This window comes from Parahaliea aestuarii (assembly GCF_008064635.1).
In the GTDB taxonomy this organism is placed as follows: Bacteria; Pseudomonadota; Gammaproteobacteria; order Pseudomonadales; family Halieaceae; genus Parahaliea; species Parahaliea aestuarii.
Window position 1 is genome coordinate 272,030 of record NZ_VRYZ01000006.1, and the last position, 22,285, is coordinate 294,314.

At 65.2% G+C, this 22,285-nt stretch carries 14 protein-coding genes; 3 read left to right on the forward strand and 11 right to left on the reverse strand.

What is annotated here, in order from left to right:
• Positions 1-22 precede the first annotated feature (22 nt).
• Genes FVW59_RS14550 through FVW59_RS14565 form a run of 4 tightly spaced genes read right to left on the reverse strand, consistent with a single transcriptional unit; the run spans position 23 to position 5,605 of the window.
• Complete coding sequence (locus FVW59_RS14550) at positions 23-1,924, reverse strand: TonB-dependent receptor plug domain-containing protein (RefSeq protein ID WP_148065079.1); 1,902 nt, start codon at positions 1,922-1,924, stop codon at positions 23-25.
• A 39-nt stretch (positions 1,925-1,963) separates the two neighbouring features.
• On the reverse strand, positions 1,964-3,043 hold the full coding sequence (locus FVW59_RS14555; RefSeq protein WP_148065080.1) for a Gfo/Idh/MocA family protein: 1,080 nt from the start codon (positions 3,041-3,043) through the stop codon (positions 1,964-1,966).
• Positions 3,044-3,065: 22 nt separating this feature from the next.
• Positions 3,066-4,424, reverse strand: coding sequence for a divalent metal cation transporter (locus FVW59_RS14560; RefSeq protein WP_148065081.1), 1,359 nt, complete (start codon positions 4,422-4,424; stop codon positions 3,066-3,068).
• 26 nt (positions 4,425-4,450) lie between these two features.
• The gene (locus FVW59_RS14565; protein ID WP_148065082.1) at positions 4,451-5,605 is read right to left on the reverse strand and encodes a Gfo/Idh/MocA family protein; all 1,155 of its coding nucleotides are present in this window, start codon (positions 5,603-5,605) and stop codon (positions 4,451-4,453) included.
• Positions 5,606-5,795: 190 nt separating this feature from the next.
• On the opposite strand from FVW59_RS14565, the gene uxuA reads away from it, so the two are divergent.
• The 3 genes from uxuA to FVW59_RS14580 all read left to right on the forward strand — a co-directional run bounded on the left by uxuA (position 5,796) and on the right by FVW59_RS14580 (position 9,273).
• A complete protein-coding gene (gene uxuA / locus FVW59_RS14570) occupies positions 5,796-6,986 on the forward strand; it encodes a mannonate dehydratase (RefSeq protein WP_148065083.1) in 1,191 nt (396 codons plus the stop codon).
• Positions 6,987-7,127: 141 nt separating this feature from the next.
• The gene (locus FVW59_RS14575; RefSeq protein ID WP_148065084.1) at positions 7,128-7,817 is read left to right on the forward strand and encodes a FadR/GntR family transcriptional regulator; all 690 of its coding nucleotides are present in this window, start codon (positions 7,128-7,130) and stop codon (positions 7,815-7,817) included.
• Between the two features lie 22 nt (positions 7,818-7,839).
• On the forward strand, positions 7,840-9,273 hold the full coding sequence (locus FVW59_RS14580; RefSeq protein WP_148065085.1) for a mannitol dehydrogenase family protein: 1,434 nt from the start codon (positions 7,840-7,842) through the stop codon (positions 9,271-9,273).
• Between the two features lie 66 nt (positions 9,274-9,339).
• Here the strand turns inward: FVW59_RS14580 and FVW59_RS14585 are convergent, their stop codons facing one another.
• Genes FVW59_RS14585 through FVW59_RS14615 form a run of 7 tightly spaced genes read right to left on the reverse strand, consistent with a single transcriptional unit; the run spans position 9,340 to position 22,280 of the window.
• Positions 9,340-10,428, reverse strand: a complete 1,089-nt coding sequence (locus tag FVW59_RS14585) for an FHA domain-containing protein (RefSeq protein WP_148065086.1) — start codon at positions 10,426-10,428, stop codon at positions 9,340-9,342.
• 15 nt (positions 10,429-10,443) lie between these two features.
• Positions 10,444-11,463, reverse strand: a complete 1,020-nt coding sequence (locus FVW59_RS14590; RefSeq protein WP_187275907.1) for a PP2C family protein-serine/threonine phosphatase — start codon at positions 11,461-11,463, stop codon at positions 10,444-10,446.
• A gap of 41 nt (positions 11,464-11,504) precedes the next feature.
• Positions 11,505-12,806 (reverse strand): multiheme c-type cytochrome, encoded by a 1,302-nt coding sequence (locus FVW59_RS14595; protein WP_148065088.1) that lies wholly within the window; start codon positions 12,804-12,806, stop codon positions 11,505-11,507.
• Complete coding sequence (locus FVW59_RS14600) at positions 12,803-16,579, reverse strand: LVIVD repeat-containing protein (RefSeq protein WP_222711523.1); 3,777 nt, start codon at positions 16,577-16,579, stop codon at positions 12,803-12,805. The genes FVW59_RS14595 and FVW59_RS14600 overlap by 4 nt, the downstream gene beginning before the upstream one ends.
• 10 nt (positions 16,580-16,589) lie before the next feature.
• Positions 16,590-18,503 (reverse strand): hypothetical protein, encoded by a 1,914-nt coding sequence (locus tag FVW59_RS14605; protein ID WP_148065089.1) that lies wholly within the window; start codon positions 18,501-18,503, stop codon positions 16,590-16,592.
• 4 nt (positions 18,504-18,507) lie between these two features.
• On the reverse strand, positions 18,508-20,523 hold the full coding sequence (locus FVW59_RS14610; RefSeq protein WP_148065090.1) for a heme-binding protein: 2,016 nt from the start codon (positions 20,521-20,523) through the stop codon (positions 18,508-18,510).
• Between the two features lie 2 nt (positions 20,524-20,525).
• The gene (locus FVW59_RS14615) at positions 20,526-22,280 is read right to left on the reverse strand and encodes a cytochrome c3 family protein (RefSeq protein WP_148065091.1); all 1,755 of its coding nucleotides are present in this window, start codon (positions 22,278-22,280) and stop codon (positions 20,526-20,528) included.
• Positions 22,281-22,285: the final 5 nt, after the last annotated feature.

Below are 22,285 nucleotides of genomic sequence, written 5' to 3' on the forward strand. Positions count from 1 at the left end.
TTTTGAGGGTTTCGCTACGGAGCTACACTCCACCCAGACTGACAGTGGCGGCCAGCCGCACACTGCGTCCGGGCGCCGCAAAGCCGACCGCGGTCTGGTAGCCTTCATCGAGCAGGTTGTCGAGGGCCAGTTCCAGCGCCAGCCACCTGCTCGCCTGCCAGCCGAGGCGCCAGTCCAGGCGCTGCCAGGCATCGAGTTCCGTCACCACGGTATCGCCAGTGTGCAGGGATGAGGCCGGCACAGGGCTGCTCCACTGCAGATCCAGCCCGGTGTGCCAGCGCGGCAGGAAAGCCCAGTTCAGCCAGGCCCCAGCCTGCCACTCGGGACGGCCGAGCAGTCGGCTGTCTGTGTCGATGACATCGATATCGGTGTAGGTAGCGTGCGCCTGCAGGGACAGGTTTGCGCCGTCCTGCCAGCTCAGTTGCCATTCGCCGCCGCGGGTTTCCACTGCGCGCCGATTGACGTTGGTAAAGGCCACAGGATCGAAGTCCACCAGGTTGCGGTAGTGGTTGCCGAAAGCAGTGGCGGTGAACTGCAGCCCTGTCAGCGGCCGCCATTGCAGCCCCGCATCCCAGCCGCGGGCGGTTTCCGGCTGTAAACCGGGATTGCCGACCAGGCCGTGGCCCAGCGCAAAAAAGCTCGGCAGCTTGAAGCCTTCACCCCAGTTGGCCAGCACATCCAGCGAAGGCAGCAGTCGATAGCGTCCGCCGACGCGCAGGGTGGTCTCGCTGTCGAAGCCGTCCGGGGTGTCGTGTCGCACACTGGCCTGCAGCAGCAGGGGTTCCAGCGGCCGCGCGTGGACATCGGCGAACAGGCCGCGGGTCTGGCGCGACAGGGCATAATCGGTGGGCAGCGGAAAGCCGACGTCGAGATAACCGGTCGACTCCCCGTCTTCATCGCGCACGTCAGCCCCCAGGCTGAACTGGTAGTCAGCCCCCAGCTGCAGAGTATTGAGCCAGCTCAGCTGGCTGCGCTGGAAGTCGGTGTCACTGGCATTGGGGGGTACCGCCATGTAGGGCGCCACACCCGGAGAGCGATAGTCCTCGCGGTGTTCGAAATAATCCGCCGCGAGGCGGCTGCGCCAGTAGGCGGTAAACTGCGCCTCCCAGGCCAGTCCCGCGGTCAGATCACTGTAATCGCCATGATCGAGAGCATCGCTGCTTGCAAACAGGGGGCCTCCGCTCTGCTCGGGAAAGCTGCTGCGCTCGCCGTCCAGATAGCGCAACTGGCCGCTGAACTGGCGGTCAGTACCGGCCTGCCAGCGCCAGCGCAGGTTGGCGCTGTCGATGGCCCGGCTGCTGCCGCTTACCCTGCCATCGTCGTCGCGCGAGGCAAGATCGAGCGCCATCCCGAAATCGCCTACAGAGATGCCGGTTCCCAGGTGGTAGTCGCGATAGCCCGACTCCCCCAGTTCGGCGCGCAGAGTGGTGGGCCGTACGTCGCGCGGGTCACTGGAAATCAGGTTGATCACTCCGGCCAGGGCGTCGGACCCGTACACCGCGGATTGCGGTCCGCGCACCACCTCGATGCGCTCGATGCTGGCAACGTTGATATTGCTGATATCGTAGCTGCCGCCGCGGGAATTGGTCGGGTCATTGAGGGGAATGCCATCGAGCAGGATCTGGGTGAAATTGGCTTCGCCGCCACGCAACGATACGGCGGTCAGGCCGCCGCTTCCGCCCTGCTCCTCAACCAGCACGCCGGGCACGGTGCGCAGCACGTCGCCCAGCTGACGTTTGTTGAGCTGCTGTAACTGGGTGGCGTCGAGTACATTGACCGCGGCCGTCAACTCTTCGATCGCCAGGGGCACATGGTTGCCTGTGACTAGCACGGTTTCCAGCGCGGTGTTGTCATCGGCATATACGCCGGGCGCCAGCGCCACAGCGAGCACAAGGGTGTTTCGGAAAGCAAACTTCTTTGTCATAACATTACAATTGGCAGGTGATATTGCGCGCAGCCCAGTTCAGGCCCCGCAGTTGTCGGCCAGCGCCTGGGCCTGCATGCTCAGCTCCGCTGCGGCAAAGGCATGCGCCTGGGTCATGGCGTTTTCAGTGCGGTGGATACAGTCGAGTATCAACTGGCCGAAAAAGGGAAAGCCACTGCGACCCAGGCAGTCTTCAATCTGCTCGCCGCCGGTATTGACCAGCAGCAGGCGCGAGGCCGGCGCCTGGCCGCCGACGTCGAGGTACTTGCGCAACTCCATGGTGCCCTCGGTGCCGGTGATAAACGTGCGCCCGTCACCCCAGGTGCGCAGCCCCTCCGGGGTATACCAGTCCACGCGGGCGTAAAACGAGGCGCCGTTGTCGCCGGTCATCGACACCTCGCCAAAATCCTCCAGCCCGGGCTTGTCCGGGTGGCCGAAATTGGCGACGCGGGCGAAGTTGATCTGCGCGCTGGCGCAGCCGGCATAGGTCAGGAACTGCTCCACCTGGTGGGAGCCGATATCGGTCAGGATGCCGCCGTAGCGGGCCTTGTCGAAAAACCAGCCAGGGCGGGTGTCCTTTGCCAGTCGGTGCGGCGCCAGGTTGAGCACCTGCAACACCCGGCCGATGGCGCCCTGGCGAATCAGCTCACCGGCGCGCCAGGCGGCATCGTTGTGCAGCCGCTCGGCGTAGTACACCGCGTACTTGCGGCCAGTCGTTGCCACCGCCTCACGCACCTCGGCCAGTTGCGCCAGGGTGGTAAAGGGTGACTTGTCGGTGAAGTAATCCTTGCCGGCGCGCATCGCCCGCAAACCGATGCCGGCGCGCTCGCTGGGGATGGCGGCGGCAGCCACCAGGCGAATCTCGGGGTCGTTGAGTATTTCCTCGAAATCCGATACCGCCTTTACCCCCGGATAGGTATCGCTAAAGCGCTGCAAGCGCACCGGGTCGGGATCGTAAACCGCCTTCAGGGTGGCGCCGGCATCGCGCAAACCATTGACCTGGCCGTAGATATGCCCGTGGTCGAGAAACGCTGCGGCAAAGCAGAACTCCCTTTCGTCCACGACCTTTTCCGCGTCACTGGTGGGGGCATAGCTGGCCCCGTCCTTGATATTGCTCACGCCAATACCTTTGTCGAAGTGGTTAGATCAGTGCCAGGGCGACCGCCGTGCTGTAGCAGACACTGGCCAGCACGGTGACGATACACAGCAGCATGGCACCGTTGTACAGCAGGGCGCGGCCGCCCCGCGGCCGGTCGGGGCCGAGATAATCCTCGCGGTTATTCAGCAGCAGCCAGCCGAAATAGGCGATCGGCAGCAGGAAGCCGCAAATCGCCGAGGTCGGAAGGACCAGGTAAGCGCCGAGCGTGGACCACAGGAATACCCCGAGCACGGCCGGTGTCGGCAACAGTAACGCCAGCCGGTAGCGACGTGAGTGCGGCGCCCAGCCGAACAGGGCCGCGGCCGCCGCGCCGCAGCACAACATGTGCATCACCAGTGAGCCCACCGCCATGCCGAGTACGCCAAAGGCAAAGATCAGGCGCCCGGTAACCGGGTTCAGGCCGGCGTCGACAAACATGCTGGCTGCCTGGGCCGGGGCCAGTTTGCCCCGGATATCCAGACCGCTGCCGTGAAAGGCGCCAGCGGCGGCAATCGCCATCAGGCTGGTCACCAGGATATAGGGCAGTACCAGGCCAATAACGATATCGTAGCGCGCCAGTTCCCGGTGCTCACGCTGCCAGCCCCGCTCCAGCAGGGTATAGCCGTAGACGAAGGTCATGTTGATACCCACCGCAGTGCCCAGCGCCGCCATCACCGTGGTGACGCCGGCGGCGTCAGTGGGCAGGGATGAAGGCACAAAGCCGGCCAGCACGGCGCTCCAGTCCACCTGGCCGCTGAGGCTGGCGCTGGCCACCACCCAGGTAAAGGCCAGCACGATCATGGTACTGAGCAATTTGATGGCGGTTTCGAACACTTTGACTGGCCGCCCGCCAGCACCGTAGTTCCAGGCGGTGAAGGCGCACAGCGCCCACACCGCAACCGCCAGCAGGAACAGGTAGAGCTCTCGTCCCGGACCATCCTCGGGGCGAAAACCGCTGGCGACCGACACGATATCCTCCAGCATACCGGCGCTCAGCGGGTAGTGGGAAAAGCCCCAGATAATACTGGAGGCCAACGCGGCGACCGCCCACAGCCAGGCCAGCGACGGGCTGACGTAACGACGCATGGCTTCGTAGGGACGCTGGCCGCTACTCAGGGTCTGGTGTGACAGTGCAAACAGCATGATGCACCCGATCAGCATTGACAGCGGCTGCACCCACAGCAGTTCATAGCCGTACATCGCACCGATGGTGAGGGAAGTGATGGCACTGCCGCCGCCGAGGGTCATTGCCCCCTGCAGCCAGCCCGGGCCGGACAGGCGCAGGTAGGCCGGCAGGCGCGCCAGCGCCGGCCTTTGCGCAAGCTGTTGCAGCGTCTGGATTTCCAGTGTCTGTTCGCTCAAGGGGTGTACCTCTGGCCGCTGCCGCGCTAGCGGTAGGACTGGCTCATGTCGATGTTGGCCTCGATATCGGCTCTCTGGCGCAGGCTGGAGGCCTGTATACGCTGGTCGAGGGCGCGCTGGTAACGGGTGCTGTCCAGCGGCAGGCTGACACTGGCGTCATCCCAGGTGGACAACAGCATGGCGTTGGCCAGCGCCAGTGAATCCAGACCCTCGGCGGCATCGGCGATCAACGGTTCTCCCCGGGTGATGGCAGCGCAGAAGTTGGCCAGCACCGCGGCGTGCTGGTTGATGCTACGGTCCGGGGTGATGTCCTCGGTACGGGTCTCTGGCATACCGAACATGTCGCGGGTGCCGCGGCTGTACTCGGCCGTGCCGGGCGTGTTGTGCGTGCGCTGCAGGCGTGTACCGTCGAACAGCAGGCTGCCGCGATCGCCGACGATCTCCAGTCGGTTGCAGCCCGGGGCTTCGCCGGTGGAACCGACAAAGACGCCGCTGGCACCACCGGTAAACTCGAGATAGGCGGTGGCCTCGTCCTCGACTTCAATATCGTGGTACTTGCCAAACTGGCAGAAGGCGCGCAGCCGCTCCGGCATGCCCACCAGCCACTGGAAGATATCGAGGTTGTGAATGCACTGGTTCACCAGCAGGCCGCCGCCCTCACCACGCCAGGTGGCGCGCCAGTCGCTGACCTGAAAATAGACTTCCGGTCGAAACCAGTGGGTCATGGTCCAGCTGCAGCGCACCAGTGTTCCCAGCTCGCCGCTCTGCACGATATCGCGCATGCGCACGAACAACGGATCGGTGCGCTGGTTCAACATCAAGGCAAACACCTGGCCGGGGGCACGGGCAGCCAGCAATTGCCCGCCCTCCGCCAGCGACAGGCCAAGCGGCTTCTCCATCAACACATGCAGGCCCGCAGCAAGGGAGTAGCATCCGCTATCCAGGTGCGCAAAGGTGGGGGTGGCAATCAGGACGGCATCGCAAACGCCCGCGTCGACCAGTTCGCGGTAATCGCCAAAGTGCGGCACACCCAACTCGGCCGCCAGCGGGTGCGGATTGCGACTGCACACGGCAGCAACCCTGCACCCCGGCACAAGGCCGGACTGGATGTGCTGTATATGCTGCTGGGCGATATTGCCGAGGCCGATAACCCCGAGGCGAATTGTCGGGTCTGTTGTCATACTGTCCGGCTACCCTGTCATTATTTCCGGCTTGCCAGTACCACCCGACTCGGGCACACTCGAAATTCTGGCAAGGTGGTAATACCAATTTAGGGTCTCAGTTGGCTCCCCGGGTGTCAAGCTGTAAACGTCATGCAGCTCCCTTTGCGCAACGAGACGGACAGCAACCGTACCTTACGGCAGGCAGAGTATGCAGGAAACATGGCGATGGTTCGGCCCCGATGACCCGGTCAGCCTGCGCAATATCGTACAGGCCGGCGCCCGCGGCGTGGTGACCTCCCTGCACCACATCCCCACCGGTGAGCCCTGGCCGCTGGAGGAGATTCTCGAGCGCAAGCGCCAGATCGAGGCCGCCGGCCTCAGCTGGGCGGTGGTAGAGAGCATTCCCCTGCACAACGACCTGAAAACACGCAGCGGCAATTACCGCCAACTACTGGAGAACTACCAGACGTCGGTGCGCAATGTCGGCGCCGCCGGTATCGAAGTAGTGTGCTACAACTTCATGCCGGTGGTCGACTGGACCCGCACCAACCTCGCCTACAACCTGCCCAACTCGAGCCAGGCATTGCGCTTCGAGATGACCGACTTCGCCGCCTACGATGTCTGCATGCTGCAGCGGGAAGGTGCTGAAAACGATTATCCGGCAGCGCTGCTGACCCGGGCCAGGCAGCGTTTTGAAACGATGAGCGACGAAGAGCGCGCACTGCTGGAAAAAAACATCATCGCCGGGCTGCCCGGCGGCGAAGGCTCCTATGACCGGGAGGGCATTCGCCAGGCCATCGCCGAATTTATCGCCCTGGGTACCGAGGGCATGCGCGACAACCTGCTGGCCTTCCTGCAGGCCGTGATCCCGGTTGCGGAAGAGGCCGGCGTGCGCATGTGTATCCACCCGGATGACCCGCCCTTTTCCCTGTTCGGCCTGCCGCGGGTGGTATCCACCGCCGACGACGCACGAACCCTGTTCAACGCCGTGCCCAGCCCCAACAATGGGCTGACACTCTGTGCCGGTTCCTTCGGCGCCCGCGCCGACAATGACCTGGTGGGTATAGCCCGGGAGTTCGGCGAGCGCATTCACTTCGTGCACCTGCGCAACATCCGCCGCGAGGACGACGGTTCCTTTTACGAATCGGAACACCTCGATGGCGACAACGACATGGTGGGGCTGATCGACGCCCTGCTCGAGGAAGAGCAGCGCCGCGCCCGCGAAGGGCGCAGCGACCGCATTCCCATGCGACCCGACCACGGCCACCTGATGGGTGACGAAATCGGCAAGCCCGGCGTCAATCCCGGCTACTCCTTCGGCGGACGCCTCAAGGGCCTGGCGGAACTGCGCGGAGTCATCCACACCCTGGAAACTCTGCGCAAGCGGGCGGCGAGCTGAACATCCGGAAGCGCCCTGTGGGCGCCGGTGGCAGCCTGGATTGGCCTTACCAGTTTACCGCCTGCAGGCCTTGCATTAAGCTGCCTTCAGGGTGTGCCACCGCGGGCGCACGACCAACGCAATAACCCGGGGCAGCCAGGCATGAAGATTCGGACGGTAAAAGTACAACGGCTTTACCTGCAGGTGGCAGACCAGTTGCGCCAGCTGATACGCCAGGGCACGCCACCGCCCGGAGAGCGCCTGCCCTCGGAACGGGATCTCGCCGAGGAGTTCGGCGTCGGCCGCCCCACCATCCGGGAAGCAATGATTGCGCTGGAAATCGCCGGGCTGGTGCAGATTCGCTCCGGCTCAGGCGTCTATGTGCTGAAGCGGCCCGGCAAAGCCCTGCCGGTGGCCAACGATCCCGGCCCCTTTGAGATTCTCGAGGCACGCATGCTGTTCGAAGCCGAGGCCTGTGCACTGGCGGCGGAACGTATCGGCAGTGAGCAACTGGCAAGCCTCAGCGAACTGCTTGCGGAAATGGAGCAGGAGAACCAGCTGGAAACCATGACCGAGGCAGCCGATGAAAAGTTTCACTGCGTGATCGCTGAGGCCTGCGGCAACAGTGCTATCTCCGGCACAGTGCGCTGGCTGTGGCAATTGCGCAATGAATCGGAAATCAGCACCCACTTTCACCAGCGTGTGCGTCAGGAGGGCAGCCGCCCCATCATCGACGACCACCGCCGCATCCTCAACGCACTGCAGGAGGGCAAGGCCAGCGCCGCGCGCAATGCCATGCGCAAGCATCTGCAGCGGGTGATCGACGACCTGCTGGCTGAAAGCCAGGACTGATACCACCTTCTTACGAGTTGCCATGCACCGCCTGTCTGCCAATACCACCGACCAATTGCCCGCCACCGTCGAACACTTCGGGTATGACCGGACGCGCCTGCGCCACGGTATCCTCCACCTCGGCGTCGGCGCCTTTCACCGCGCCCACCAGGCGGTCTACACCGACACGGCGATTGCCCTGAGCGGGGGCGACTGGGGGATTGTCGGTGCCAGCCTGCGCAGCGACAGCGTAGCGCGACAACTCAATCCCCAGGATGGCCTTTACACGGTGCGCAGCGAAGATGCGAACGGCCAGCAGCTACGCCTGATCGGCGCTTTGCAACAGGTGCTGGTGGCCTCGCAGGAGCGCGACCGGTTAAACGCCCTGATGGCAGATCCCGCTATGCGTGTGATCACCTTGACCGTCACCGAAAAGGGCTACTGCCTGGGCGCGGACGGCTGGTCGCTGGACAGCGAACACCCGGATATACAGCGAGACCTGGATAACCCTGCCGCGGCAGTATCCGCCATCGGCGTGCTCGCCCACGGCCTGCATCTGCGCTATTGCCATTCAGCCGCACCGCTGACGGTGATCAGTTGCGACAATCTGTCGGAAAACAGCGCCCGGCTGGCGGCGGCCCTGCGCGACTACCTGCAGCTCAGCTATCCCGAGTGCCTGTCCTGGCTGACGGAGGCCGTTACCTTTCCCTGTTCCATGGTCGATCGCATCGTGCCGGCGCCCGGCGCCGGGGTACTGGAAGAACAGGCGCGGTTGCTCGGCCTGCGCGATGAAGCCGCGGTGGTGACCGAGGGCTTCAGCCAGTGGATTATCGAAAACCGCTTTGCCACGGATGTTCCCGACTGGGCCGGCGCGGGCGCCCTGTTGGTCGGGGACATCCGACCCTACGAGTCGCTGAAACTGGGACTGCTCAATGCCAGCCATTCCGCTATTGCCTATCTCGGCCTGCTGCTGGACAAAACCAGCGTGGCCGACGTGGTGGCAGACCCGCCGCTGCGCGACTACCTGCAACGCCTGATGGCCCGCGACCTGATTCCCGCCCTGCGGGCGCCGGCCGGCTTCGATCTGCCGGACTACGCAGACCAACTGCTACAGCGCTTTGCCAACCCCGGCCTGCACCACCGCTGCAGCCAGATTGCCATGGACGCTACCGAGAAAATTCGCCAGCGCTGGCTGCCGGCCCTGGAGGCCCGGTCCGGCGACCTGCTGCTGCGGGCGCTGGCCGCCTGGTGCTCGGTGGTGTTGCACAGCGACCTGGAAATTGACGACCCGAGGCGCGATACCTTGCTGGCGATCCGGGCCAGTACAGATGGGGATACAACCCGATTGACCCGCTTGCTGGGCACCCTGGGCATTGCCGTCAGTGAAGCGCCGCTATGGCGGGAACGACTCCCCGTCCTGCAGCGCTACTGCGCCGACATTCGTGCGGGAAAGCTGCGGGAATTGCTGGCGACCTGAGCAGCAACCCGGATACGACAGAGGGCGCCGCAGCGCCCTCCAGAGATTCACCGGTGCCGCGGGTAACTACAGCAGCAGGAACCAGGCCGCGGCGGCAGCGGCTACGACCACGACAGCCCCCACCGCTATCATCAATCCCTTGTTGCCAGACGACGTCCCGGCGCCAGCGGCGGCCGCACCCGCGGGCTGACTGCCGGACGGCCTGCCGGCAGACGCGGTTTCGGCGCCGGCGGCAGTCCGGAAGATGAGCGTGGCCACCCCCAGGCGAATCTCGTCGCCGTCCGCCAGATAGGCGGTCAGGCGCTTTTCGCCGTTGACGAAAATACCGTTGGCGGATACCAGGTTGACCAGCCGCCAGCGGCCGTCCTGGTGGATCAACTGGGCGTGGCGAGCCGACACACTGGGCTCGGAGATCAGCACCTCACAGTTCGGATCGCGGCCGATCTCCCAGACATCGGGTTCGCTGCCGTCCCCGAGCTGCAACTCCAGTGCCTCGCCGCCTTCCCCGGTTATCGATACCAGGATCAGGTGGGGCAGGTCGGAGGCGCGCTCCATCTGCAGCGGCGAGGTCTCGGCCTCGGCCATGGCATCCAGCGACAGCACCCGGGTGCTGTCACTGGTGCCGGAATCGGTCCAGCTTCCGGGAAGATCCACCGGCTTCGGCGAGGGCGCCGGTGCCGGTTTTGGAGGCGGCGCTGGCTCGGCTGCCGCCGGGGGCTCCGGTGGCGGTTCGGCTTTGGGTTCTGCAGCCGGTGCCGGTTCGGCGGCCACTTCAGGCGTCGGTGGCGGCTCGGCGGCGGCCATCGAGACCACCGTGGCATCGGAGTCAGGCACGCCAACCACCGTGGCATCCATATCGGCGGCGCCGCCGCTCAGCACGACCACGAAGGTGTACTTGTCAAAACTGAGGCTGTCGCCATCGCGCAGCGTGGTTTCGCCGCTGGTGACCTGCCCGTTGACCTGGGTGCCATTGGCCGAGCCCAGATCTTCCACCGTAAGACTCTCACCCTTGACCCGCAATACGGCGTGCCCGCGGGAAACCCGGGGGTCATCAATGGTGATCTCGCAATCAGCCGAGCGGCCGACCCGTTGCTCTCCCTCGAGAACAAGTCGGCTGCCGTCCGCCGCAACCAGTTCTGCACTAAACTCAGACATGATTCTATTCCCTGCTCAGCCCGCGGCAATAATGCCGAGGCTGTATACCACACTTCCCGCCACCAGTACCGCCGCAACCACCCAAAAAATGGTGCGATTGCGGCCCTGCTCTCGTTCCCGCTGCATCGCCTCCCGGGCCGCGGCGATCTCGCTGGCGGACATCATCTGGGTGGATTCCGGCTGACTCGGGTTCGGCGTGGTCGCTGCCGAGTTCTTGCGCGCCACGACCCGGCGCACCGCCGGGATCGGGGCCGGCACTTCCTCCCCGTCCACCGCTTCCAGTTCCGGCAGGCCGCTGTACTCACCGCTGGACGGATCGTAGGTCCACAGTACTTCCGGCTCCAGCAGCCCCGCCTCGGAGCTGGCGGCCACCCCCGGTAATACGATTACCGTAATATTGTCGCGCCCCCCGGCCTGTACTGCCGTTTCGACCAGGGCGTCGCAGCGCGCTTCCAGGGAGCGGTCGGAAGACAGGATCTCGCTGAGCACTGCGCTGTCCAGCACGTCCGACAGGCCATCGCTGCACAGCACCAGGACCTGGCCCGGCGCCAGCCGGCCGCAATTGATGCCCACTTCCAGCTTGTCGTCTTCCTGCAGGCCGATCGCCTGCACAATCACGTTCTTGCGCGGGTGATTGCGGGCCTGTGCCAGGGTGATCTGGCCCTTGGCCAGCAGGGCCTGGACATAGGAGTGATCCCGGGTCAGCAGCTTGAGCTGGCCGTCCCAGAGATAGGCGCGACTATCGCCTACCCAGGCCAGTTCGTAGTCGCCCTCGGAGAAGCGGGCCACCACCACGGTGGAGGCCATGCCGGCCTTGCCGCGCCCCTGGGCAACCGCCGCCATCACCTCGCGGTTGGCAGTGCGGATTCCCTCTTCAATGGAGCGGCCTGCGGCCACCTCGCGCTGAATGACCTCGCAGGTAATGGCGCTGGCCACCTCACCCGCCTGGTGTCCACCGACACCGTCGGCAACAATGGCCAGCGACAGGGACCCGTCCAGCAGGTAGGCGTCTTCATTATGATTGCGCTGCCCCACATGTGTGGCACCACTTCCTTCAGCAACCACCTCCAATGCGCTCACAAGCCCCCCAATACCTGGTTTGCACGCACCGCAAATTGTTGCGGCACGAAGGTGTTCTCATCTTCCACAGACTTGAACCATGCGTCCAGTAAAGATTCCAACTGGTCGGCATCACCGAGGGAGATAGCGAGGGTTTCCACCGCGAGGAATACCTGCTCCGCGGCGGTGAAATGACGGAAGCGACCGGCGGCCGCACGCTGCAGGAGTCCTGCACGCAAGCGGCGCATATCCTCGGCGCCGTAGCTGCCGGCGCTGACCTGGCGGGCGATGGGATCGAGCCTGGCCGCCAGTGACTTGGCCTGGGCGACCACCGCACTGCGGCTGCCGAGGGAGGCCTGGTGCAACTGCTGGATGCCGCTGCGCAGGGCGGCGGCATCGGCGCTGCCCAGCACGTCCAGCACCTCTGCCAGTACCAGCAGGCTGGCGTCATTCAGGCGCACGGTGCCGGGAGGCGTACCCTCCGGGGACCAGCGCAGGTCGTTCATCGGGTGGTGGCAGGCGTGACACTGGTAGAACGACAGTTCCGGCATCAGGCCCTGCTGGGTGAACCAGTCTTCCTGCAGCAGCTCCAGGGTCTGCTGGCCGCTCACCGCAAGACCGGCCAGCCACATGTTCACCGAGGCGATCGCCGGCTTGCGCTCGCGGTAGTCGGCATCCACATCGTAGTGGGCGGGCTGGTTGACGGTGAAAGTCTCCAGTTCAAAGGCCAGCCGCGGGTGACCGGCGCCCATGATCTGGTGGGTGGCGAACTTGTCCTTGGTGCCGAGATGGCAGGACAGGCACAGGCGCGCGCGCTCCAGGGGCTGCTCGGTAGGATACATGCCCTTGGCGAGATTGTCGGCGTGACTGGTGCCGGCCTCGGCGTGGGATTCCAGCCACTGCCCGGAGCCGCCGTGGCAGGCTTCACAACCGACCCCGTCGGAGATCTGGAAGCGACGCCCGCGCGCCTCGGTGGGGACATTATCGGCGTGACAGTCGAGGCAGATCTTGGCGCCCGCCGCGCTGGGCAGGCCCAGCTTGCGCGCAATTGCCTCGCTCTGCTCGGTCTGCAGGGTCCGGTAGGCGCGGCTGTGGTAGTCGCTGCGCAGCCAGATGCGGTACTCATTCAGCCAGACCGTCGAGCTCTCATCTTCGCTGACCTTGCCATGGCACACACTGGTGGCACAGCTCGCCACCCCCTCGTGGGGGTTGGCGCCGGTTTCCGGCAGCGGTGCCGCCTGACTCGCAGCTGACAGCCACAGCCCGGCCAGCAGGCCGGCCAGGTGGCGACCCGTGAGGGCGTTGAACAATTGCCTCATTGCCCTTTGGTCTCCTTGTTCACCGGCTTGTTCTCGACAAACCAGGGCTCGCCGTCCTCATTCAGGTAGAGCCTGCGCATTTCCTCATGATTCAGCGGCCGCGACCCGAGGCGACCGAACACCGCCACCTGGCCACCGGTTTCGTCCACACCGCGGTCCCGCTCCAGCGGACGGCTCAGGGACAGGGCGGGCGAGGCGGTGGGATAGCGCGCGATCAACTCCGGCTGCGGCTCCGGGCTGAAACCGTAGAACTTGGGCTGGCTGTCCGGCGAGGTGAGCTGGATCACCTTGAGGCCCTCGCGCCCGTCGGCCACATAGGCAAACAGGGAGGCGTTGGTGCTGGCCACGGTGACATCCCGGGCATCCGCCACCCCGTTGGTGAAACGGGTGAGCTGGCGAATCTGCTCGGGGTTGGTGATGTCGACGATCACCAGGCCCTCGCTGCCGGCGGCGACATAGGCATAGGTCCGCGCCAGGTGCAGACGGTGGGCCTGGGTCAGGGGCAGGGTATTGTTCGGAGTCAGCCGCGGCGCGGTCGGATCGGTGATATCCACCACCTTGAGGCCGTCGGCATCCGTCACGAACAGGTAGCGGAACTGCTGGGCCACCGAGTGCCCCCGGTTCAGCGGCAGGGTCGCCTCGACCGTCGGCTGCAGGGGGGTATCGATGTTCAGCACCACCAGCCCGCGATCGGCGATAACGTAGGCGTACTTGCCGCCGATCGTCATGTGCCGGGCGCCGTTGAGTACGCCGCCCTCGTTCCAGGTCAGTGCCCGCTGCAGCTGGTTGTTGCGCGGCTCGCCGTCACTCAGGGTGTCCACGTCCACCAGGATCAGGCCCTCCTGGGCGTCGGTGATATAGGCGTAGTCGTACAGCGGGTGGAAGGGCTGCTCCTCGTTGACCACCCGCATCAGTTCGCCCTGGTTGCGCGAGGGCTGGATGGGCTGGGTGGTGGGCAGCACGACACAGGTGGCATTGGCGCTCTCCACCTGGGTGTCATGCCCCAGCGGACTGAAGGGCGCGGTGATGATGCGCTGGGAAATGCCCTTGTTGGAGATGCTGGCCACATCGTAGACCTGCATGCCCTTGTCGCCTTCGGCCACGAACAGGTACTCGCCGCGCAACTGCAGGCACTGGGCCGGGCCGGAGCTGTGGCTGTGTCCGGTGTCCGCCGCCAGCACCCGGTCGTTGTCCAGGTGTTGCTGGTAGAAGTCCGGGTAGGCGTATTTCTGCAGGTAACTGCCACGCACCGCCTGGGGCTCCTCCCACTCGGTCACTTCCACCGCGTTGATATGCCCGTCCCCGCCGATGTAGGCGAAGTGACCGAGGAAGTCGAGGAAGTCGGCACCGAACATCATCAGGGTGGCGATGATGGCGTTGTTGTCGTTGCTCTTCGACAGGTGGCAGTCCTCGCAGTCCTTGGTCTCGGTCTTGCGCACGGTGTGCGGGAAGTGCGGGTTGAAGGCCTGCGAGCTGTAACCGCTGGCCGAGATCGGCGGCTGCTGGATGTATATGCGCTCGCGGTTGGAGTTGGTGGACGAAAGCACCAGCGCCGAGGTGGAGCGCACCGGCGCGTACTTGCCGCCCTTGGCCGTCTCCCGCTTGCCCAGCAGGAAGGTCTGGTCGCGGGCTACCTGCGGGTTGTAGGTGGCGAAGTTGCGGGTCTCCCCGCCCTCGTAGTGGTGGCGCTCGGTCTTGTTGTTGGCCTCGATGGGCAGGTGACAGCCGCCGCAACTGGTGGTCCAGGAGGTGTGGCAGGTGTAGCACTCCATTTCATCGTAGGAGTGGGCCAGGTCTTCATCGGCCACTTCCGTGCCCCATTCCTGGGTTTCGGTGTTGCTGCTCATCAGCTTGGCGCGGGCCGCCTTCTCGTTGTAGTGGGCGTTGCCCGGGGTCACCGCATCCTTGACCAGGCTGACTTCCCACTCCAGTTCCGGGTCCAGCACCGAGCGCTGGACCAGGGTATCGCCGATCCACTCGAAGCGCTTCTTCCCGTCCGGGTTGCGGATGGCACCGAGGTCGGTGCCGCCGTCCAATGCCGCCGGCCCGGAGGTGAACAGGTTGGGATAGGCCTTGGCGGTACCGTGGCAATCCTTGCAGTCGATCTCCACCGCCGCGGCAACCTCGCCGTAGAGATGGCCGTTGCCGTGGTTGTCCTGGCCGTAGTGGCAGTCGACACAGTGCATGCCCACATCCATGTGAATGGAGGACATGTGCACCGCCTTCTGGAATTTTTCGGGATCGTCATCCGCCACCAGGTCACCCTCTGCATCCAGCAGGTTGCCCTTGCGGTCGCGCTTGAAGATGGCGCGGAAGTTCCAGCCGTGGCCGTGGTAGTCGGCGAACTGGGTGTCCTTGAGCTGGGGGTTCAACTCCGACACGGTTTTCAGGAATTCCACGTCGGCCCACTTGCCGCGGGGGGCGGCACCTTCCGGGTTGCGCTCCAGCACTTCGTGACGCTCGCTGTCACTGGGATAGACCTGCTTTTCCGGCCACATGAAAGGCGCGTCGGACTCGTAGTCCCACATGGTGTAGCCCATGTAGGTGTTGATGAACATGTTGGGCTGGTGCATATGGCAGACCATGCACTGGCTGGTGGGAATGGCGCGGGTGAACTCGTGCTTCAGCGGGTGACCGCTCTCCCCTTTCGGGATGGTCGGGTCGGCCGTCTGGGTTACGCCGGTGTGTCCGTACTGGGCGTAGAGGGCGGAGTGATCCGGGTCCCGGTCATTGGCATACACCACGTGGCAGGAGGCGCAGCCGGACTGGCGGTAGTCGCCAGGCTGGTCATTGGTGCCCATGAACCAGGTGTGAGGGTCGTTGAGACGGGTCTTGGTGATGTTGATCACCGGCACCGAGATGCGCGCGCCGGTGCCCGGGCCGCGATTCGACTGGCGGAAGTCCGGCCGCCCCGGCTCCTCCAGCCGCTGCAACTGGCCGAGGGCATTGGGCAGGCCGGTCTCCGGGAACAGGTTGGAGATGTTGCGGCCGCCGCGCTCGAACACACGGAAGATATCCCCGGGCTTCAGGGTCTCCCAGGCGGGCAGCGGATAGAGAATTTCGAGGATGCCCATCTTGATCATTTCTTCGGTCGGCTTCACCGGGCCGGGAATGGCGGCCGGCTCGCCCTCGCGGGTATAGCCCTCGCCAAGGATGTAGCGCTTCAGCGGCAGAATACCGTTGTTGTAGGAGGCGCCGCCCCACAGCATGGCGGAGGTCGCCATCAGGCTGCGCTTGGCCGCCTCGATAATTGGCAGGTGGCAGGCGCCGCAGGCCTCTTCCACGATGCGGTAATCCGACGGGTTCATAAAACGCACGAACTCCGGGCTCTCCTTGTTGAGCAGGGTGTAGGTACGCTCCGGATTGGCGCTGGAGGGGTAATGCCAGGATTCGGGATACAGGGGCAGCACGTGAGCCTGTTCCATCGCATCAAGGTAGCCGGCGTCTGCCAGTGAATTCGTGCCACCCGGCTTGCGAACCGTGGCGTCGCCGCCATGGCAGTCGGTACAACCCAGCTTCACTGCCGGGTTGGCGTGCATGGTCTTCTGGTCGGTGGCCGTGTGGCAGGTGACACAGCCATCGGTCTTGGCGGCCATTTCCTCGGCCGTCTGGCTGACAGGGGCCGATGGCGCCGTCACGTGATTGCGCTCCACCGGCTTTTCGCCGGACGCGCTCAGGCTGTAGCTTACCGGCAGTGCCAGCAGCACCGCCCCCATGGCCAGTGCCCAGCACTGGAACAGTGTCGGCCTTCTCGGGCTTGCCTTGCGTTCCATCGTCTGCCCCTCAGAAAGTCAGAATCACGTTCAGTAACAGGGAGTAGGGATCCTCCTCCCCGTACAAATCATTAAAGCCCTGGCCCGATAGCAGCTGGGCATAGGACAGCCGCGCCACCACGTTCTGGCTCATGAAGGGACGCCAGATCAGGGCGGCGGAGAGATCGAGACCGATCTCCTCGTCCACATTGGCCTGCTGCCGCGCCACTTCCAGGACTTCGGTTTCGGCGAAGGCCAGGTAGTTGGCGTTGAATGACAGGCGCAGTTCCGGCAACAGGTCCAGGTCGACACCGGCCCCGGCCAGCCACAGGCCCGGGTTGGTGAAGTTGGACTGGCCGTGCTCCTTGGATGAGCGCATGTCGGGCAGCACCGCATTGCGCTGGGACAGGGCCACCCGGCCGCCGCCGATCAGAGGTACACCCTGGCGAATCCAGTAGCTGGTGTCGGCCCCGGCAAACTGCGGGTTCTCGAAAATGGCGGCGTAGCCCTGGCTCTTGTCGTCGAAGGGATCGTCGTCGCCGCTGGCGTAGAGGAAGGAACCGCGCAGGCGAATCCAGTCGAAGTCGATACCCGGTTCGGCGGCGAAGAAGAAGGCCTCGATATCCGAATCCTCACCGCTGAACACCCCGCCTTTTTCCTCACCGAAGGCGCCGTAGGCGGACACGGTCAGGTTCAGGCGCCCAAAGTGGCCGTCACCGTTGTAACCCACGTAGTAGACGTCGTAGTCACGCATCCGCTCCTGGCCGAGGGAGGCCGGGCGCTGGATGAAATCGTTGGTGTCGTAGAAAAATTCGTCTTCCCGGCTGCGGTTGTAGGCCAGGGTCGCCTGGGAGAAGAAGCCCAGCTTGGGCATGTCCTGCCAGTAGATATTGGCGAAGAACACATCGTTGTCGCGCAGGTCCTCGCTGACGTCGTTGAGGCCGGAGTTGGTGTCCTTCTCCAGCAGGCGGAACCAGGCCAGGTTGTACTGGAAGCGGTTGTTGTCGCGGGTGCCGAACAGGCGCGCACCGAGCTGGGCGTCCTGGAACAGGAAACCGCGGAAATCGCTGGAGAAGGGCTGGATACCCACCCGCAGGCTGTCGAAGTCGTAGCGATCCGAGACGTTGCGCAGGTGCTTGTCGACAAAGGCCGCCTGGATGCCCACATGATTGTCGTTGCGGGTGATGCCATCGCCCGGGTCGGCGTTGACGCCGGTGATCTCTTCCAGTTCGGTGTAGTTGTAGTTGAACACCGGGGTGAAGCGGAACTCCCAGTCCGGGGGCCGGAACACGGTATCGCCCTGGTAGTAGACCAGTTCCACCGCCACGTTCTGGTTGAACAGGGCCTGCTCGGTGCCGCCCAGCACGTCCAGCGAACCGGGGCCATCGGTGGACTGCACGCCCACCGGGGTCGGCACCTCGCGGAACTCCACCACGGTATCGGAGATCGCGGTCACGTTGAAGAACCAGTCGCCGTGGATCGGCTTGTCACCCTTGATGGTGTTCTGGTTATAGGGGTCCCACCACACGTTGGGATAACCCTCGGGGTCGAGGCTGTCGACGATGCGCCAGCGGTCCGGGATCGGCACCAGCGCCACGTAGTCCTCGGCGGTGGGCCGGGGGATGTTGGTATAGCGGCGCGGCACCACGTTGCGCTGCACCGCCACCGGCCGTTCGCGCAGGACTTCCCCGGTGGTTTCGTCCACCACCACTTCGCGATACTCACAGTCCCGGTTGGAACCGCCGGCGCGGCGCCGGGTACTGCGCCCGCGGTCGCGCGCGTCCTTGTCGTCGCAGGCCACCAGGGCCGGGTCTTCCTCCGGCTGGGCCTGGGCGCCCGCTCCCAGCAACAGGCTGGCACTGGCCGCCAGTGCCAGCGGCGGCAGCCAGCGCCGCAGGGAAGTGGCGGAAGAAGAGCAGAGGCGGTTTACGCGATAGGCATCCATGGCATCACTTCCCTGAACACACTTGCTGTTCATCGCTGTCGATGTAAGGGGTTTGCGGGCACTGGATATAGCGCAGCCGCTCACCGGCCGGGGTCAGGCGGTCGGCACGAATTTCCGGCGGTGCATTGTTGATGGCGCCGCCCAGGGCTTCACCTGCCTCGTGTACGCCGAGGAAAGAAATCATGTCGTCCTGGTCGATACCGTCGCCGGAGACGCCGATTCCGCCCACCAGGGTGTCGCCGCGGTAGACCGGCACACTGCCGGGGAAGATCTGGGTGCCGTTGGCGATGCGCGGCAGCGCCGACTCGACGCAGTTGGGGCCGACATCCGGCGCATCCGCGCCGGCGGCAAACAGCACGTGCTGCAGAATCTTGTTCAGGGCCAGGTCCAGCTGCATGCCGCTGGAGAACACGCTCCACTCGTTGTTGGCGAAGGACTTGCTGAAGGGGCCGTTGGGGTTGCCGCGGATACCGTCCGGGTAGAAGGGCCGCGACAGGTTGCCACCGGCGCGGTCAGAGAAGGCAGTGCCGTCGGTCAGGGCCTGGGGGCCGATAAAGGTCTGGGCGGCGTCCACGTAGTCGGGGATAAGCACCTGGGCCTTGGGCTGCAGGTTTTCATCCACATAGGTCGTGGGCGTTGTGATGCCGCGGAAAAAATCCGCCGCATCGGGCGAGGAGAAAATGGTCGCGGTGCGCGCCTTCTGCAGCGACACATCGGCACCGAACACCGGCGCGTCGCGGGTGCGCAGCATGCCAAGAATCTCACCCTGGCTGTCGACGATGGACACTGTCACTCGGGCCTGGCTGCCCACCGGGCGGCGAATCTGGGCCCGGGCGCGGTTGGCCACCGCAATCGCCGAACTCAGCAACTGGCGCACTTCGGCGGCGCTCAGGGCGGCATCGCCCAACTGCGCCGCATCGGTGCCGGCCCGCGGGGGGAAGCGATTGTTGTTGTTCTGGTCGACGAAGACGAAGGCGTCGAGATCGGCGAAGTCGGTGGCCGGGCGAATGCCGGAACCGGGCCGGCCAAAAGCCGTGCCGGCGATGATCTGGTTGCGGCTGTAGCCGCGCACCGCCACCAGGGCACCGGCATCGTTGAGGCTGTCGTAGGCCGGCGCCTGCTCCGGATCTTCGGGGAGGTCACCAAAATCGACATCGCTGAAGCGGAAGGTTTTGCCCTCTACCGTGATGCGGTCCGCCCGCCGGTCGGTCGGCGCGGCGTAGCCGAAGGTGGCGGCAAAGGCGATCTGCTCATCGATATCGCGGTCGGTATCCAGAATGTTCCTGTCGATGCTGTAGCGACCGTCGGCAATCACCCCGACGCCGCCGACGGCGGTGCCGTTTTTATACAGGGGGAAGCCACCCGGATCCGCCGACAGCCCCAGCGGCGAACGCTGCGGGCCGACAGTGGCCGTGAGGGGCAGCGCTACCGGAGCCGCGGGCACCGCCGTCTGGGGGCCGGTGGCGGCGAGCGTGAAGTCAGAGCAGGCCAGCTGGCTGAATTGCACCCCGAACAGCGGGCCGGAGGGCTGGTTCTCCTCCCCGGGATTGAAGTGTTCCTGCACGATCTGGTTAGCGGTACGGGTGGAGAAGGCGTTGCCTTCGCTGCTCAGGTAGGCACCGGTCACCGCCTTGGCAATCGCCGCCAGCGCATCACCGTTGGTGCCGGGTGGCAGCACCACGCCCTCCAGGCCGGTGGAGATCGTGGTGGGGAAGGTGGTACTGATGGTGACGGCCGGGCCGCTGTCGGCCATGCGGTGCACCGCCAGCACATTGCCTACCCGGTCCACCACTGCGATGGTGGCTTCCACCCCCAGGGCGCGGGACTGGGCAATAGCCTGACCGAGTACCTGTTTAACGTCACTGACCGTCAGCCAGTTTTCCTCGCCGGCGCACTGGCCGGTGCAGGGAGTATCGTCATCGTCGCGATCGGGCGATTCCCCGGCTCCACCACCACTGCCGCCACCACCGCAGGCACCGAGGGTCAGGGTCAGGCACAGGCCAACAATCCGCCAGTTCATCGTCACTCTCCTTGTTGCTCGCCCGAATCCGGCGGCTCAGCCTGGCCGTGGTTCGGCGGCATCATGCCCGCGTGGGAAGCCGGCATCTGGCGTGCCTGCACAGACAGGCTGGCATCGCGCTGGTGGAAGGCGTGGCAACCCACGCAACCCACCGTGGTCAGCCCCTTGTCTTCGGCGTGACAGGTCAGGCAGTTATCGGCACCGGGCATCAGAATATCCCGGGCGTCATCCGATTGACTGGCCTCGTGGCAGGCCTCACAGACTTCCGTCGACTCATCCCAAGCTAAGCTCAGGTGACTGGTATGGTCAAACACGCCCTTGGGATACCAGTCTTCGGTAATGCGAATGGGCTGCACATACCAGCGGTCGAAAATGTCGCTGGCCCCGGTGTCCATCACCTCGTGGCAGGTGATACAGCCGGTCTGCTCAAACTGGTACTGAGCCTCTTCCAGGGCCTCGGCGCGGCCGCACTCCAGGCCAGTACCCTGGCAGGTGGCGGCGGCGAAACGCTTGCCTGGCACACGGCGCGGCTTCTGGCCGGCGCGCTCGGCGCGCAATTGCGGGTCGGTGAACTCGCGGATGAAATGCGCTTCCATGGCGGTGATAGCGGCGCGCAGGTCGCCGTGGGGCAGTTCCAGTTCCGGGTCGAACACATCGAAGCTGAGGCCGTGGCAGCTGCGGCAGTGGGCGTCCATGGAAATCGGTTCGAAGTGCTCGCCGTCATCCTTGGGGGTGTGGCATGAGGCGCAAACCAGGGCCTCGCCGCTGGATTCGTCCTGCACTTTTTCCACATCCAGGTGCACGGCGTGGGTAAATTTCAGGTTGGAGCGCTCCTGCAAACCCGGCTCGCCAAGACGCACCCGCTCCACTTCCCAGCCGTGGGCGCCGCCCGGCCCGCGGGGGGTGAGCAGGCCGATACGGAACTCGGGGTGGGCACTGGCGGTAAAGGCGGTAACCGCCTCCATGCCCTCGGCGGCCGGCCAGTCCGCAGGGGCGGCGTGGCAATCCACACAGAGGCCGTTGTCCAGGCGCACCAGCCGCTGCGGCTCGTTGTGCTCGCGGTGACAACTGGCGCAGCGCTCGCCGGCGAAGGCCTCCGCCGGGTGCAGGGCGATGTTTACGTGTTCGGTCATGCCGCGGTGGCAGTCGAGACAGGCGGCGTCCTCCACCATCACGAACGGTGTGGTATGGCAGGCCTGGCAGTCTTCCGACACCCCGCTGGTATCGTGGGCCGCCACCAGCGGACCGCTGGACCAGAGGCCGTCGTCCGGCAGGGGGGAGCTGCGCAGGGTCTCCGCCAGTTCGTGCTTGAACACTCCCGCCAACGGCAGTATCAGGCAGGTGGCCAGCACCAGCAGGGCCAGTACCCAGCTCAGGCGCCGGTTGGTGAACAGCGCAGGCCGCAGCTCCATGGCGCCGCCGAAGCTGGCCCTGACCGGGCCAGTGCGGCGCACCTGCAGGCCGAGTTCAAACCCGGTGGGAGCCTCGAACAGGCTGAGTTCATAGCCGCCGACACTGAGCACCTGGCCGGGCGCCAGGGTCGCTTTGCGCTGGCTCTTCTCATCCAGCTGGAACTCCATGCCCTTCGCAACCACCTGGGCACCGCCCTTCGACGGCTTCAGTTGCAGGCTGCCCGGGAGGCCGGGCAACAGCACCATGGCATCGGCGCTGCCGAGAGTCAGCTCGCTGCCCTGGTACTCGTTCTCCAGGGCCTCGCCGCTGCCGCGGCCGGTTTGTCGTCTTACCAGGAAATACACGGCCG